The organism is Novimethylophilus sp., from assembly GCF_036504375.1.
Taxonomy (GTDB): domain Bacteria; phylum Pseudomonadota; class Gammaproteobacteria; order Burkholderiales; family Methylophilaceae; genus Novimethylophilus.
This window is the reverse complement of record NZ_DASXVH010000049.1, coordinates 1-15,472: the sequence shown is the minus strand read 5'-3', so window position 1 is coordinate 15,472 and position 15,472 is coordinate 1. Positions and strand designations below refer to the sequence as shown.

General features: G+C 61.4%; 14 protein-coding genes. 10 read left to right on the top strand and 4 right to left on the bottom strand.

Annotation, left to right across the window (positions count from 1 at the left end):
• Positions 1-96: 96 nt before the first annotated feature.
• The 6 genes from VGK14_RS07500 to VGK14_RS07475 all read left to right on the top strand — a co-directional run bounded on the left by VGK14_RS07500 (position 97) and on the right by VGK14_RS07475 (position 6,260).
• Positions 97-1,104 (top strand): aminoglycoside phosphotransferase family protein, encoded by a 1,008-nt coding sequence (locus tag VGK14_RS07500; RefSeq protein WP_331508368.1) that lies wholly within the window; start codon positions 97-99, stop codon positions 1,102-1,104.
• A gap of 36 nt (positions 1,105-1,140) precedes the next feature.
• Positions 1,141-1,812, top strand: a complete 672-nt coding sequence (gene murU, locus VGK14_RS07495; RefSeq protein WP_331508367.1) for an N-acetylmuramate alpha-1-phosphate uridylyltransferase MurU — start codon at positions 1,141-1,143, stop codon at positions 1,810-1,812.
• A 79-nt stretch (positions 1,813-1,891) separates the two neighbouring features.
• On the top strand, positions 1,892-3,190 hold the full coding sequence (locus VGK14_RS07490) for an aminopeptidase P N-terminal domain-containing protein (RefSeq protein WP_331508366.1): 1,299 nt from the start codon (positions 1,892-1,894) through the stop codon (positions 3,188-3,190).
• A complete protein-coding gene (locus VGK14_RS07485) occupies positions 3,183-4,364 on the top strand; it encodes an FAD-dependent monooxygenase (protein WP_331508365.1) in 1,182 nt (393 codons plus the stop codon). The genes VGK14_RS07490 and VGK14_RS07485 overlap by 8 nt, the downstream gene beginning before the upstream one ends.
• On the top strand, positions 4,361-5,527 hold the full coding sequence (locus tag VGK14_RS07480; RefSeq protein WP_331508363.1) for a UbiH/UbiF family hydroxylase: 1,167 nt from the start codon (positions 4,361-4,363) through the stop codon (positions 5,525-5,527). Before VGK14_RS07485 ends, VGK14_RS07480 begins: the two co-directional genes overlap by 4 nt.
• A gap of 16 nt (positions 5,528-5,543) precedes the next feature.
• Positions 5,544-6,260 carry a DsbC family protein gene (locus VGK14_RS07475; RefSeq protein ID WP_331508362.1) on the top strand — a complete coding sequence of 239 codons (717 nt, stop codon included), beginning with the start codon at positions 5,544-5,546 and terminating at the stop codon, positions 6,258-6,260.
• Positions 6,261-6,281: 21 nt separating this feature from the next.
• On the opposite strand, the gene VGK14_RS07470 is transcribed toward VGK14_RS07475, so the two are convergent.
• From VGK14_RS07470 to icd, 3 genes are all read right to left on the bottom strand, one after another.
• Positions 6,282-7,496 (bottom strand): type II secretion system F family protein, encoded by a 1,215-nt coding sequence (locus VGK14_RS07470; RefSeq protein WP_331508361.1) that lies wholly within the window; start codon positions 7,494-7,496, stop codon positions 6,282-6,284.
• Between the two features lie 13 nt (positions 7,497-7,509).
• The gene (gene pilB, locus VGK14_RS07465) at positions 7,510-9,225 is read right to left on the bottom strand and encodes a type IV-A pilus assembly ATPase PilB (RefSeq protein WP_331508360.1); all 1,716 of its coding nucleotides are present in this window, start codon (positions 9,223-9,225) and stop codon (positions 7,510-7,512) included.
• Between the two features lie 155 nt (positions 9,226-9,380).
• Positions 9,381-10,673 carry an NADP-dependent isocitrate dehydrogenase gene (gene icd, locus VGK14_RS07460; protein ID WP_331508358.1) on the bottom strand — a complete coding sequence of 431 codons (1,293 nt, stop codon included), beginning with the start codon at positions 10,671-10,673 and terminating at the stop codon, positions 9,381-9,383.
• A gap of 17 nt (positions 10,674-10,690) precedes the next feature.
• Here icd and VGK14_RS07455 point away from each other — a divergent pair, with 17 nt between their 5' ends.
• A complete protein-coding gene (locus tag VGK14_RS07455) occupies positions 10,691-11,230 on the top strand; it encodes a pseudouridine synthase (protein WP_331508357.1) in 540 nt (179 codons plus the stop codon).
• Positions 11,227-11,934: a type 1 glutamine amidotransferase gene (locus tag VGK14_RS07450; RefSeq protein ID WP_331508356.1), complete on the top strand. Its 708-nt coding sequence runs from the start codon at positions 11,227-11,229 to the stop codon at positions 11,932-11,934. Before VGK14_RS07455 ends, VGK14_RS07450 begins: the two co-directional genes overlap by 4 nt.
• Here the strand turns inward: VGK14_RS07450 and VGK14_RS07445 are convergent.
• Positions 11,901-14,573 carry a cation-transporting P-type ATPase gene (locus VGK14_RS07445; protein ID WP_331508355.1) on the bottom strand — a complete coding sequence of 891 codons (2,673 nt, stop codon included), beginning with the start codon at positions 14,571-14,573 and terminating at the stop codon, positions 11,901-11,903. The two genes, VGK14_RS07450 and VGK14_RS07445, sit on opposite strands and share 34 nt — an antisense overlap.
• 117 nt (positions 14,574-14,690) lie before the next feature.
• On the opposite strand from VGK14_RS07445, the gene VGK14_RS07440 reads away from it, so the two are divergent.
• Positions 14,691-15,290 (top strand): riboflavin synthase, encoded by a 600-nt coding sequence (locus VGK14_RS07440; RefSeq protein ID WP_331508354.1) that lies wholly within the window; start codon positions 14,691-14,693, stop codon positions 15,288-15,290.
• Positions 15,287-15,472, top strand: a 186-nt coding sequence (locus tag VGK14_RS07435; RefSeq protein WP_331508353.1) for a 3,4-dihydroxy-2-butanone-4-phosphate synthase, incomplete at its 3' end; no start/stop codon positions are given. The genes VGK14_RS07440 and VGK14_RS07435, both read left to right, overlap by 4 nt.

Here is a 15,472-nt window from a genome sequence, read left to right as displayed (position 1 = left end):
CTTGCCTTGCGCAGCAATTGAAAGAGTTTTTCCTTGGGCGGCAAAGAGTTATTCAATACATTTAAATTACAACATTATTTCAATCGGAAAATCATTTTGCAGCGCCTGAAACAACTCGAACTCTGGCTCGCCCGGCAATATCCCGGGCAATCTTTCTCTCTGGCGCCGGCTTCGGCGGATGCCAGCTTCCGGCGCTACTTCCGCATCACTTTCGCGGACGGCGGCACGTTGGTCGCGATGGATGCCCCGCCCGAGCATGAGGATTGCAGGCCGTTCATCCACGTGGCCGAACTGTTCGGCGCGGCAGGGGTGCATGTGCCGCAGGTGTTGGCGCAGGATCTCGATCAGGGTTTTTTGTTGCTCAGCGATCTGGGTTCCACCACCTATCTTTCCGGCCTGGATGAAGCCAGCGCTGATCGCCTGTACCGCGATGCCGGCGCAGCCTTGGTCAAAATTCAGCAGGCGAGCAGGCCTGGCGTGCTAAACGATTACGACGAGGCCCTGCTTACGCGCGAGATGCGGCTGTTTCCGGACTGGTACGTGGCCAAACATCTGGGCGCGACCCTGACCGCAGCCCAGCAGGCGGTGCTGGAGGATGCGTTCATATTGCTCAACCGCAATATTCTGGCGCAGCCGCAGGTGTATGTGCACCGCGATTACCATTCGCGCAACCTGATGATCTGCGATGACGGCGTGGGTGCCAACCCCGGCATCCTGGATTTCCAGGATGCGGTGTACGGCGCGATTACCTATGACCTGGTGTCCTTGCTCAAGGATGCCTATATCCGCTGGGAAGAAGAGCGCGTACTGGACTGGGCAGTGCGCTATTGGGAAAAAGCGCGTAAAGCCGGGCTGCCGGTGTCGCTGGATTTCGGCGAGTTCTACCGCGATTTCGAATGGATGGGCGTACAGCGCCACATCAAGGTGCTGGGCATTTTCGCCCGGCTATGCCACCGCGATGGCAAGGACGGCTACCTCAAGGACATGCCGCTGGTGATGGAATACTTGCGCAAGGCATGCGAGCGCTATATCGCGCTGAAGCCTCTGTTAAGGCTTCTGGACGAACTGGAGAGCCGGCAAGTGCAGACCGGCCTCACATTCTGAAAGGTAGGTAAAACTGTTTTACATGAGATTACCTCGATGAAAGCCATGATCCTGGCTGCCGGCCGCGGCGAGCGCATGCGGCCGTTGACGGATCGCACGCCCAAGCCTTTGTTGCAGATTGGCGGCAAGCCGCTGATCGTCTGGCATATCGAGCGTCTGGCCGCAGCCGGATTCCGCGAGCTGGTGATCAACCATGCCCACTTGGGCGAGCAACTCGAAGCGGCGCTGGGGAACGGCGAGCGTTTCGGCGTGTCCATCGAATATTCTCCGGAGGCCGAGGCGCTGGAAACCGCCGGCGGCATTGCCAATGCGTTGCGATTGCTGGGTAATCAACCGTTTCTGGTGGTCAATGGCGATATTTTCACCGATTACGATTTCAGCCGGTTGCAGCCCCGCCTTGCCGAGGGCCTGCTAGCCTGGCTGGTGCTGGTGGATAACCCGGAGCATAACGGTGGCGGCGATTTTGCACTGGCGGGCGAGCGCATCGGCGAGCAGGGCGATGTGCTGCACACCTTTAGCGGCATCGGCATCTATCACCCGTCGCTGTTCGCCGGCATCGTCCCCGGCGCCAAGGCCAGGCTCGCCCCGTTGTTGCGCGGGGCCATGCGTTCGGGCAAAGTGGGAGGCGAATATTATGCCGGGCGCTGGGTGGACGTGGGTACGCCGCAGCGGCTGGCCGAATTGGATCATGAGCTTGGAGCAAATTAATTTAACCGCAGATGAACGCAGATAAAACCTCTCCTTCTCATCTGCGTGTATCTGCATTTATCTGCGGCTGAGAAGTGAAATGAAACATGAACCCTATTCTTCGCGCCGCGCCCGCCTGATCAAGGCATTGGGCGATGGCGTCGCCATTTTGCCCACCGCGCCGGAACGCGTGCGCAACCGCGATGCGCACTACCCATATCGTTACGACAGCTATTTCTGGTACCTGACCGGCTTTCCCGAGCCCGAGGCCGTGCTGGTGCTGATCGGCGGCAATGAGCCGCAATCCATCCTGTTCTGTCGCGAAAAGAATGAAGAACGCGAGATCTGGGATGGCTTCCGCCACGGCCCTGCCGGCGCTTGCAGCAGTTTCGGTTTCGACGCGGCCCATCCCGTCGACGAACTGGAGGAGAGGCTGCCCGACCTGCTGGCAGATCGATCTTCACTGTGGTATTCGCTGGGCCACGATGCAGAATGGGATGCGCGCATCACTGCCGCGCTCAATGCGGTGCGCGCCCAATCCCGCGCCGGCAAGCGCGCGCCGCACCGGTTGCACGATCTCAGGGCGCAGTTGGATGGTATGCGGCTGATCAAGGATGCGCATGAGATCAACGCGATGAAGCGTGCCGCGGCGATCAGTTCCGCGGGCCATGCCCGTGCGATGCACGCCTGCGCGCCCGGCATGGCGGAATATGAACTGGAAGCCGAACTGACCCATGAATTCCGCCGCCGCGGCTCCGAAGCCCATGCCTATACGCCTATCGTCGCCGGCGGCTTGAACGCCTGCGTGCTGCACTACGTCGCCAACGACAAGCTGCTCAACGACAACACCCTGGTGCTGGTCGACGCCGGCTGCGAGGTCGAAGGCTACGCTTCGGACATCACTCGTACCTTCCCCGTTAACGGACGCTTCAGCCCGGCCCAGCGCGATACCTACCAGATCGTGCTGGCGGCGCAACAGGCGGCGGCCAATGCGGTCAAGCCCGGCAATCACTTCATGGACCCGCACGACGCCGCGCTCAAAGTACTGGTGCAGGGCATGCTGGACCTGAAACTGCTGGACGGTAGCGTGGACGGCATGATCGAGTCCGGTGCTTATCGCCGTTTTTACATGCACCGTACCGGCCACTGGCTGGGGCTGGATGTGCACGATGCCGGCGAGTACAAGCAGGGCGAAACCTGGACCTGTCTGTCGCCCGGCATGGCGCTGACGGTGGAGCCCGGGCTCTATATCCGCCCAGCGGAAGACGTCCCGGAGGCGCTGGCCGGCATCGGCATCCGCATCGAGGACGATGTGCTGGTGACGGCCGACGGCTGCGAGGTCTATACCAGCGCGCCCAGAACCGTCGCCGAAATCGAGGATGTCATGCGGCATGCGTGAAACCGCGGATATCCTGGTTGCGGGAGGCGGCCCTGCCGGCGCCACGTTGGCGCTGGGACTCGCCGATAGCGGTCTGCAGGTTGTCGTGCTGGAAGCGCGCGAACATCCCGAACCGCCCGGCGATCCGCGCGCGATAGCCCTGTCGGACGGCAGCCGCATTATCCTGCAGCGCCTCGGTGTCTGGGCGGAGCTGGCGGATGAAGCCACGCCCATCCGCACCATCCATATTTCGCAGCAAGGCCGGTTCGGCCGCACCTTGCTGCGGGCCGAGGAGTCGGGCCGGCCCGCATTGGGATATGTCGTGGGATATGCCGCGCTGGCGGTGGCGGTAGACCGTGCCCTGGCGCGGTCTGGTGTATCGGTGTTGCGCGGGGCGCGCGCCAGCCGGTTGACGCCCGAAGACCATGGCTGCCAGGTCGAGTTCGTGTCCGGTGGGGAACACCACGGCATGAAAGCCGCGCTGGCCGTGGTCGCCGACGGCGGACGCAGCCTGGATAATATATCGGGATTGCATCGGCAGGTACGCGAATACGGCCAGAGTGCCGTCGTGGCGATGGTGGAGGCCGAGCTGCCGCATGATGGCGTGGCCTTTGAACGCTTTACCCCGCAGGGGCCGATTGCGCTGCTGCCATGGAAAGGAACAGGGAACGGGCGGGTCTATGCGCTGGTATGGACGGCGGCGCCGGACGCGGCCGAACGTCTGTGCGGTCTTGATGAAGCGAGGTTTCTGCGGGAACTCAAGGTGCATTTTGGCGACCGCGTCGGAGATTTTACCGGGGTATCGGGTCGCGCTGCGTTCCCGCTCAAGCTGGCATGGCTGCGGCCCAACACGGCGCAACATCTGGTGGCGATCGGCAACGCCGCGCAAACGCTGCATCCGGTGGCGGGGCAGGGGTTCAACCTGGGCTTGCGCGACGCCTGGGAACTGGCGAACCTGATACGGGCCACGCCGGTCGCGGAGCTTGGCAGCGCAGCGATGCTCGCCCGGTACCGGAAGACCCGCCGCATGGATACCGGCGGCGGCATGCTGTTTACCGATTTTCTGGTGCGCACCTTCTCCAACGATTGGCCGGGCTTTGGTGCCGCACGGGGCGCGGCGCTGGCGATGCTGGAATTGTGCGAGCCGGCACGGGATTTCGTCGTACGCAAGATGAGTCTGGGAGCAAACGGATGAACGACTTCGATGTCATCGTCGTCGGCGGCGGTCTGGTAGGGGCGGCAACGGCGCTGGCCTTGGGACAGGGCGGGCTGCGGCTGGCGCTGGTGGAGCAGGCGCCGCCTGTGCCTTTGCCGCAGGACGACAGCTGGGACCCGCGGATTTATGCGATTACTCCCGGCAATGTTGATTTCCTGCGCCGCCTTGGCGTCTGGGATACGCTGGATGCTTCGCGTATCGCGCCCATTCATGCCATGTCGGTATGGGGCGACGATGGACAGTCGCGGCTGGAATTCGATCCTTATGAAGCCGGCGTGGCGGAACTGGGTTGCATCGTCGAGAGCCGTTTGTTGCAGGACGGCCTGTGGCAGGCGCTGCAACGGCAGGAGAACGTCGATCTGGTGTGTCCGGCCCGTTGCGCAACGCTGCAATTGTCCGTCGATAGCGCCAGACTGGGGCTCGAAGATGGACGGGAACTGCGGGCGCAGCTGATCGTCGGCGCCGATGGTAGCGGCTCGTGGGTGCGTCGGCAGGCGGGGATAGATGTAACCACATGGCCTTACAGGCAACTGGCCGTGGTGGCCAATTTCGAAACCGAAAAAGCGCACGATAGCATTGCGCGCCAGTGGTTTCTGCGGGACGGCATCCTGGCGTGGCTGCCGTTGCCCGGTAATCGAATTTCCATGGTCTGGTCTGCTTTCGAGGAGCGCGCCGACGCCTTGCTCCAGCTGGATGCGCGCGCTTTTTGCGAAAGCGTCGCGCAAGCCGGCCAGCATGCGCTTGGCATGTTGCGGCTGGTCACGCCGCCGGCGGCGTTTCCGCTGCGCTTGCAACGCAACGACGCGGTGATGGATCTTAAGCTGGCGCTGGTGGGCGACGCCGCGCATCAGGTGCATCCGTTGGCCGGCCAGGGCGTCAATCTTGGTTTCCGCGATGTCCAAACGCTGGCGGTGACACTGCTTGATCGCGGGCGGCGCGACCTGGGTGATCGCCTGCTGTTGCGTCGCTATGAGCGTGCGCGCAAAGCTGATATTCTCGCCATGCAGGCCGTGACCACGGGCTTGCAGAAACTGTTCAATAACGATGGGCCATGGCTGGGCTGGCTGCGCAATACCGGCCTTGCATTAACCGATCGGACTACTTCTTTGAAGCGCCGGCTGATGGCGCGTGCCATTGTTTGAGTTTAAAAGGAATCACATGCTGAAAAATATCGCTGCCGCTCTCTTGCTGATGAGCGCGGCCATTACCGCTTGCGCCGATGAAGCGGCTATCCGCAAAGCCCTCCAGGCGATCTACCCCAAGGCCAAGGTGGAAAGCGTCAGCAAAACGCCGTATCCCGGACTCTATGAAGTATTCGTTGAAGGACAGATTTTTTATTCCGACGATAACTTCACTTATTTTATCGCCGAAGGCCGCTTGATCGACGCCAGAACCAGGAAAGACCTGACCGCGAGCCGCATGGACGAACTGACCAAGGTGGATTTCGATGCGCTGCCGCTGGAGCAGGCCATCAAGGTGGTGCGCGGCAACGGCAACCGCAAGGTGGCGGTATTTTCCGATCCCGATTGCCCGTACTGCAAAAAACTGGAAAAGCAGGAATTGGCGTCGCTCACCGATGTGACCATCTATACGTTTTTGTACCCGTTGGAAGGCTTGCATCCGGATGCGGCCAACAAGTCCAAGGCCATCTGGTGCGCGCCTGACCGGGTGAAAGCATGGCAGGACTGGGTTCTGAATGGACAGCTGGTCAAAGGTAGCGCCGGCTGCAATACGCCATTGGATAAGGTTGCCGCACTGGGCCGCAAGCTTGGCATCACCAGCACGCCGACGCTCATTTTTGCCGACGGCAAGCGCATGCTGGGGGCATATCCCAGCAAGGATATCGAGAAGGCGCTGGGCGGCATCCAGAAGTAACGGTCGTTCTCGGGCGGCTGCCTAGACTACCTGGCCCATCTTGAAGATCGGCAGGTACATCGCGATCACCAGACCGCCGATCAGCGTACCCAACACCACCATGATGACAGGCTCCATCAGGCTGGACAGGGCTTCCACCGCGTCATCCACTTCGCCCTCGTAAAAGTCCGCGACTTTCGACAGCATCGAGTCCAATGCGCCCGATTCCTCGCCGATGGCGACCATTTGCAACACCATGTTGGGGAAGACATCGGTGTTCTGCATCGCCACCGTCAGGCTGGTGCCGGTGCTGACCTCGCTCTGGATGCGCTTGGTGGCGTCATAGTAAACCCGGTTGCCGGCGGCGCCGGCGACTGAATCCAGCGAATCCACCAATGGCACGCCGGCGGCGAACATGGTGGATAGCGTGCGGGCGAAGCGGGCGATGGTGGCTATTTTGACGAGATGGCCGAAAATGGGCAGTTTCAGCATCAGGCGATCCATCGTCGCCTGCATTTTTGCCGAACGTTTCCAAGTGTAGAAGAAGAACCAGCCGCCGCCGCCAATTGTGCCGAAAATCGCCCACCAGTATTTGACGAAGTAGTCCGATATGGTCATGACCAATACCGTCGGCGCGGGAAGATCGGCGCCGAAACTGGAGAAGAGTTGCTTGAACGCGGGAATGACGAAAATCATGATCACTGCGGTGATGACAAAAGCCACCACAATGATGGAGACCGGGTAGAACAGCGCGGACTTGATCTTACTTATGATGGCCTGGGTTTTTTCCATATAGGTCGCCAGGCGGTCCAGCAGGGAATCGAGAATGCCTGCCTGTTCGCCGGCATTGACCAGATTGCAGTAGAGATTGTCGAAATAAAGCGGATATTTGCGGAATGCCTGGGATAGGCTGCTGCCGGTTTCCACGTCGGCCTTGATGTCGCCCAAGAGCTTGGCGACCGCCGGGTTGCTGTGGCCCTTGCCGACGATGTCGAAGGACTGCAGCAGCGGCACGCCGGCTTTCATCATGGTCGCCAGTTGTCGGGTAAACAGTGTGACGTCCTTGGCCGTGACCTTGCCGCCGCCCTTATTGAAGGCGCTCTGTTTCTTGATCTTGAGGACGGTGATGCCCTGGCGGCGCAGCGTGGCGTTGACAAAGCCTTCACCGCTGGCTTTCATCTCTCCCTTGATTTTCTTGCCTTTTTTGTCGGTGCCCTCCCAAAGAAAGGTCGCCTCTTTTGTATTTTTTTCTGCCATTGACTAACCCCGCTTATTCATTGGTACAGCCTTCCACCTCGGCCAGCGAGGTGAGCCCCTGTTTCACCTTGAGCAATCCCGACTGGCGCAGGTCGCGGACGCCTTCGCGCTGGGCCTGGTCGGCGATGTCGTGAGCGGTGCCGCTTTTCATGATGATGCGGCTCATTTCGTCGCTGATCGGCATAACCTGGTAGATACCCACCCGGCCCTTGTATCCGCCGTTGCACATTTCGCAGCCCCCTTCCCTGGGGCCGTAAGGCTGCCAGCTGCCGTCCAGCTCATCTTCCTTGAAGCCGGCCCGCAGCAAAGCCTCCCGGGGAATCTCCATCGGCTGCTTGCAGTTCTTGCACAGCCGGCGCGCCAGGCGTTGCGCGGTGATCAGGCTTACCGCAGAAGCGATGTTGAACGGCGCGACGCCCATATTGACCAGGCGCGTCAGCGTCGATGGCGCATCGTTGGTGTGCAATGTCGACAGCACCATATGCCCGGTCGATGCCGCCTTGATGGCCATGTCCGCCGTTTCCAGGTCGCGGATTTCGCCTATCATGATGACGTCCGGGTCTTGCCGCAGGAAGGATTTCAATGCAGCGGCAAAGGTCAGTCCCTGCTTGTCGTTCACATTGACCTGATTAATGCCGGCCAGCGGAATTTCCGCCGGGTCTTCCGCGGTGGAAATATTGACGCCCGGATCGTTCAGGATATTGAGGCAGGTGTACAGCGATACGGTCTTGCCCGACCCCGTGGGCCCGGTTACCAGCACCAATCCGTAGGGGCGGCTGACTGCGCTCAACAGCGCCGCTTTCTGCTCCGGTTCGTATCCCAGCGCCTCGATCCCCAGCGTTGCGCTGGTCGGGTCCAGGATACGCATCACGATTTTTTCGCCGTTGATCAGTGGCAAGGTGCTGACGCGAAAGTCGATCGAGCGGTTCTTGGACAGCACCAGTTTCATGCGGCCGTCCTGCGGGACGCGCTTTTCGGCGATATCCAGGCTGGAAATCACCTTGATGCGCGAAGCGATCTTCTCCTTGATCGCCAGCGGCGGTTGGGCGATTTCCCGCAGGATGCCGTCGACCCGGTAGCGGATGCGGTAAAACTTTTCATAAGGTTCGAAGTGCAGGTCGGAAGCGCCCATGTTGATCGCATCCAGCAGCATCTTGTGTATATATTTAACGACCGGCGCATCATCGATTTCGGTAACGGCCGTGTCGGCTTCTTCCTGCGCATCGGGCTGGATGTCGAGGTCGATATCGTCGTCGACCGCGAGCGACTTCAGGCTGGTATCCCGCTGCTCGACGACCTTGTCGATCAATTTGCCGAGCTTGTCGTCCTCGACCACCACCGGCGACAGCGCCATGCCGGTCTGGAACTTCACGTCGTCGAGCGCGTGCAGGTTGGTGGGGTCGGACAATGCGACGAACAAGGTGTTGCCGCGCTGTTGCAGGCCCAGTACGCGGGAAGCTTGCAGCAGCTTGATGTCTATGGCTTTCGGCAGGAAATCCTGATTGATCGTACCGAGGTCGAACAGCGGAAAACCGAAAGCAGCGGCAGCCGTTTCAGCGACCTGCAAGGGGGTGAGTTTTTTGCTCGTCGCAACTTGAGTGACAAAAGGCAGGTTATGCGAGTTCGCCTGCTTCTGGATGGCTTCGGCCTCGTCCTCGGTCAGGAGCTTTTCCTGAACCAGTGTGCGGGCGAGTCCCCCCAGCTTGATCGGTGTGCTTGTCGCGGCCATGCGGGTGGCTGTTCTGTATGCTGCCAGTCAATTATGAAGGTGCTTTGAATAATGCACTTTGGTCCTTGTTTTGTAAAGAACCGTGATGAATATTCGAATATGCAAATCATTTAAGTCGGAAGGGCCGAATTCCGGCCCTTCCGCGTCGACGGCTATTACATGTTGGCGACGATTTCCTCGCCGAACTGCGAGCAGCCGACCTGGGTCGCGCCTTGCATCTGGCTGGAAAAATCGTAGGTCACGCGTTTGGCCTCGATTGCACGGCCCACGCCCTTCAGCACCAGGTCGGCGGCCTCCACCCAGCCCATGTGGCGCAGCATCATCTCGGCGGAAAGGATCAGCGAGCTCGGGTTGGCGATATCCTTGCCGGCGATCTTGGGCGCGGTGCCGTGGGTGGCTTCGAACATCGCGACCGTATCCGACAAATTAGCCCCCGGCGCGATGCCGATGCCGCCGACCTGCGCCGCCAGCGCGTCGGAGATATAGTCGCCGTTGAGGTTGAGGGTTGCCACCACGTCGTGGTCTTGCGGGTGCAGCAGAATCTCCTGCAAGAAGGCGTCGGCGATGCAATCCTTGATCACCAACCCGCTAGAAAGCCGGCACCACGGCCCGCCGTCGATCTCCACCGCGCCGAATTCCTGCTTGGCCAGTTCATAGCCCCAACTCTTGAAGCCGCCTTCGGTGAACTTCATGATGTTACCCTTGTGCACGATGGTCAGCGACTTGCGGCCGTTGTCGATGGCATACTGGATGGCTTTGCGTATCAGGCGTTTGCTGCCGTCCACCGACACCGGCTTGATGCCGATCGCGGAGCAATCGGGGAAGCGGATCTTCTTGCGCACGCCCATGTCGGAGAGGAAGGTGATGACTTTTTTGACTTCGTCGGTGCCGGCGGCCCATTCGATGCCGGCATAAATGTCCTCGGTGTTCTCGCGGAAGATCACCATGTCGGTCTTTTCCGGGTGCTTGACCGGGCTGGGCACGCCGTTGAAGTACTGCACCGGCCGCAGGCAGACGTAGAGATCGAGTTCCTGGCGCAGGGTGACGTTGAGTGAGCGGATGCCGCCGCCCACCGGTGTGGTCAGCGGGCCCTTGATCGAAATCACGTAGTCGCGCACCGCCTGCATGGTTTCTTCCGGCAGCCACACGTTGTCGCCGTACACCTTGAGCGATTTCTCGCCGGCATAGACTTCCATCCAGGCGATCGAGCGGCGGCCAGCATAAGCCTTGGCTACGGCCGCGTCCACCACGCGCTGCATCGGCGGGGTGATATCGACGCCGATGCCGTCGCCCTCGATAAATGGGATAATCGGGCGATCCGGCACGTTGAGGCTGTTGTCGGGGTTAACGGTGATTTTTGCGCCGTCGGTCGGGACTTTAATCTTCCCGCCGTGCGACGGCGCCGTAATTTTTTCGCCGGTTGACGGCTCTGTGATTTTTTGCGACATATTGCTTGAGCTCCTGAATGTTAATTCTGTTCAACAAACCTTACGGCGTCGCCTGCCAGTTTAGCAAGCACGAGTCGCACCCGACGCTCAAGGACTACATTCCGGTTCCGGGAGTCTATGCGGCGGGGCGGCTGGATACCGACAGCGAGGGATTGCTTATTTTAACCGATGACGGGGCCTTGCAGCATCGATTGTCCGATCCGCGCCACAAACTGCCCAAGACCTACTGGGTGCAAGTGGAAGGTGCGCCGTCCGACGCCGACTTGCAGCCGCTGCGCGGCGGCGTAGACCTGGGCGATTTCGTCACGCAGCTCGCTAAAGTCCGCGTCATGGCAGAGCCGGCGGGGTTGTGGCCGAGAAATCCGCCGATTCGGGAACGCAAGGCCATCCCTACCGCGTGGCTGGAAGTTGTCATCAAGGAAGGCAAGAACCGCCAGGTGCGGCGCATGACGGCCAAGGTGGGCTTTCCCACATTGCGCCTGATCCGCTACGCCATCGGGCGCCATACTTTAGACGGCCTGGAGCCGGGACAATACAAGGAGATCGTCAACCCATGAAACCCGTCGCCATTTTCCGCCATGCCCGCACCGAGGGTCCAGGTTATCTGGCAGAATTTCTCGATAGTCGCGAGCTTCCCTGGCGCCTGATTCGCATCGATGCCGGAGACCCCTTGCCGGCGGCGTGCCGGGAATTCAGCGGTCTGGTATTCATGGGCGGGCCAATGAGCGTCAACGACGACCTGCCATGGATTGCACCGGTGCTGGCGCTGATCCGCGGCGCCGTGGCAGCCGGCATCCCGGTGCTGGGCCATTGTCTGGGCGGACAGCTCATGTCCAAGGCGCTGGGCGGCAGCGTAGCGGCCAATCCGGTCAAGGAGATCGGCTGGGGCCGGCTTGCGGTGGAGGGTGGCGCCGAGGCGGCGGCCTGGTTCGGCGCCGTCAGGGAATTCCAGGGGTTTCACTGGCACGGCGAGACTTTTACCTTGCCGGCGGGGGCCGTGCGCATCCTGTCCAGTCCGTACTGCAGCAACCAGGCGTTTGCGCTCGGCAAGCATCTGGGCTTTCAGTGCCATATCGAAATGACCGCGGACATGGTGCGCGAGTGGTGCCGTGTCGGTGCGGAGGAGGCGTTGCAGGCCGCCGCCAGCCCGGGCGTGCAAGCGCTGGACGAAATGCAGCGCGATCTGCCTGCGCGCATCCCCGCGCTCAATGCGGTGGCGCAGGCGGTCTACACGCGCTGGACCGAAGGCCTGGCCAGATAGTGCTTGCGGGCTTCCTCGGCAAGCAGCATGAGGGCGGCGAACGGCACCATCGTCAGCCAGGCCGCAGCCGGGAGCGGCGCGGTGCCGAACAGCCGGTTGCCCAGCGGGGTGTAATCGATGAGTGCGATCAATACGATCTCCAGCGCGATGCCGGCCAGTATCAGCCGGTTGCCGAACGGCGCGGCTTTCCACAACGGCTGGCTTGGGTGTTTGCACAGCAGGACATTGACGATTTGCATCACCACGATCGTGCTCAAGGTGGCTGCGGTCGCCTGCATATAGAGCGCGGACCCGTGCGCCAGCGCTTCGCCATAATGCCAGCCTGCCGCGTGCAGCACCCCCAGGAACAGCGCCATCGCGGCAAACGCTTCCATCATCCCCAGGAAACAATAGGCGCGCAGCAATATTCCCCAGTTCAGCAAGCGTTCGCGGCGCGGACGCGGAGGGCGCTGCATGATGTCGGGCGCGGGCGGTTCCGCGCCCAGCCCCAGCGCCGGCAGCATGTCGGTGCCGAGATCGACCGCCAGAATCTGGATAATGGTCAGCGGCAGCGGAATCCTGAATAGCGCGAACGCCAGGTAGGGCACCAGTTCCGGGATGTTGGAGGTGAGGATGTAGCTGAGAAACTTGCGGATATTGTCGAATACCGCCCGTCCTTCCTCGATGGCGGCGACGATGCTGGCGAAATTGTCGTCGAGCAGGATCATGTCGGCCGCCGCCTTGGCTGCGTCCGTGCCGGAGAGCCCCATCGCGATGCCGATATCGGCGGCTTTCAGCGCGGGGGCGTCGTTGACGCCGTCGCCGGTCACCGCGACGACGTGGCCCTTGCGTTTCAGCGCCTGCACGATGCGCATTTTCTGATCGGCCCCGACGCGGGCGAACAGGATTTCCTGCGCGTCCAGCGCGATCTGCAACTGGGTGTTGGACAAGTGTTTGAGGCCGTCGCCGGTAATCACGCTGGGAGCTGCCGATGCCACCAGGCCGATCTGGCGCGCGATGGCGAGCGCGGTATGCGGATGGTCGCCGGTGACCATGATGACCTTGATGCCGGCCTCGCGGCACTTGCGGATGGCCTCCGGCACTTCGGGCCGCGGCGGATCGGCCAGCCCGACCAGGCCGGCCAGCACCATGTCCTGCTCGCGCTCCGCATGGTTTTCGGGCTGCAATCCGCGCCAGGCCAGCAGCAATACGCGCAGCCCCTGGCCGGTCATGATGTCCTGGGCCGCCAGTATGCGTTTTTTCCATTTGTCATCCAGCGGCAGGATGCCGCTGTCGGTCTGGATCCGGGTGCAGCGCGGCAGCACCGTTTCCGGCGCACCCTTGCAGTAAAGTATGTTGCCGTCTTGGGCTTGATGCACCGTGGAAAGCCGTTTGCGGTCGGTGCCGAACGGAATTTCGTCGATTTTCGGATACGTTGGCAGTGCACCCAGCCCGGTCTGAGCCAACTCCACCAGCGCCACTTCCATCGGGTCGCCCAGCCAGGTACCGCTGCTTTGCTTGAGGTTGTGGCATAGCGCGGCATCTTCGAACAGGGCGCGATAAGCCGTGCCGGGCTGCGGATTGCCGGCCACGGCCGCTGCCGGCAGCAGTTCGCCGCCCAGCCATAGCATATGCGCTTGCATGCGGTTCTGGGTAAGGGTTCCGGTCTTGTCGGTGCATATCACGGTTGCCGCGCCCAATGCCTCGACCGACGGCAGGTGGCGGATCAGCGCATTGCGCCTGGCCATGCGCTGGGTCGCCATCGCCAACGATAACGTCACCGTCGGCAGCAGCCCTTCCGGTACGTTGGCGACGATGATGCCTATGCCGAACAGCAGGCATTCCCAGAACGGCAAGCCCATGGCGCGTCCGATCAGGAAGAAGATAGCGCCCAGCAGCGTCGCCAGCAGCGCCACCAGCCGGCTTAAGCGGACGATTTCCCGTTGCAGCGGTGACAGCGTGGCGCCGGTGGTCTGGGTGAGATGGGCGATCTTGCCGAATTCGGTATGCATGGCGGTGGCAAACACCAGCGCGCGGCCTTCGCCCGACACGATGGTGGTGCCCGCCAATAACACGTTGCGCGCATTGAGCAGGTCTTCCTCCGCAGAGGGCTGCGCGTTGCGGCTTTTGGGCAGCGATTCGCCGGTGACGGTGGCATTGTTGACCCGTAATGCAAAGGATTCCAGCAGCAGGCAGTCGGCCGGCACATTGTCGCCTTCCTGCAATAGCACGATGTCTCCCGGCACCAGGCCGGCGCTGGCCATCAGCCCCAGTCTTCCGTCGCGCATGGCCTTCACCTGTGGCGGCAATAGTTTCTGCAGGGCCGCGATGGCCTGCTCCGCGCGGTATTCCTGCCAGAACGAAAACAATCCGTTGATCAGGATGACGCCGAGGATGGCCCAGCCCAGCGTCGCCATGCCCTGGCCAGGGGCGTGATGTTCGGCGAAAAACGCCAGCCCGGCGGCAAGCCACAGGATCAGCGCAAAAAAATGCGTGAACTCCTTGGCGAAGCCCAGAGATAAGGGTTCGCGACGGATTTCGTCGACGCAGTTGGGGCCATATTCGGTCAACCGCCGCGCCGCTTCGACGGGTGCGAGCCCGCTGGGGGAGCTATTGAGACTGGCCAGCGCCTCTTCCGGTGTGAGCTGATGAATTTTCATGAACCGGTACGCGATTCCCGTTTTCCAGTAGAGGCTAATTAAACGGATATTAGCGCTTCAATGCTATTGTGTGTGGCGGGCTAAGCTAATCGGGTGACGTCTGTTAAAATATCCGCCATGTTTACCGGAATCGTTCAGGCCATAGGCCGTATCGAGCATGTCGCATCTTCAAGCGGCGACGTGCGTCTTATCATAGCCAGCGGGGCATTGGATATGCTGGACGTGGCGCAGGGCGACAGCATCGCCGTCAATGGCGTATGCCTGACGGTGGTCGAGCACGATGCGCAGGCGTTTCAGGCGCATGTGTCGGCAGAAACGCTGCGCTGCACCGCCGGGTTGAATGCCATCGGCGAGGTCAACCTGGAAAAAGCGTTGCGCCTGGCGGATCGGCTGGGAGGGCACCTGGTCAGCGGCCATGTCGACGGCATCGGCGAAGTGACGCGCTTCGATGCCGTGGGCGACTGCATGCTGCTGGCTATTCGCGCGCCGCATGCGCTTTCGCGTTACATTGCAATGAAAGGCTCGATCACGGTCAACGGCGTTAGCCTTACCGTCAACACCGTGTTGCGGGACGAATTTACCATCAACCTCATCCCCCACACGCTGGAGATGACGACGCTGAAGCAACTAAACGCGGGCGCCAAGGTCAATCTGGAAGTCGACCTGATTGCACGCTACGTCGACCGCATGCAGGAGTGGGAACAGGAAAACGTATGACCGTCAGCCCGATTGCCGAAATCGTCGAGGATATCCGCGTTGGCAAGATGGTGGTACTGGTGGACGAGGAAGACCGCGAGAATGAAGGCGACCTCGTATTCGGCGCGCAGTTCGTCACGCCCGAGCACATCAATTTCATGGCCAAGCACGGGCGCGGACTAATCTGCCTGACGCTGACCGAA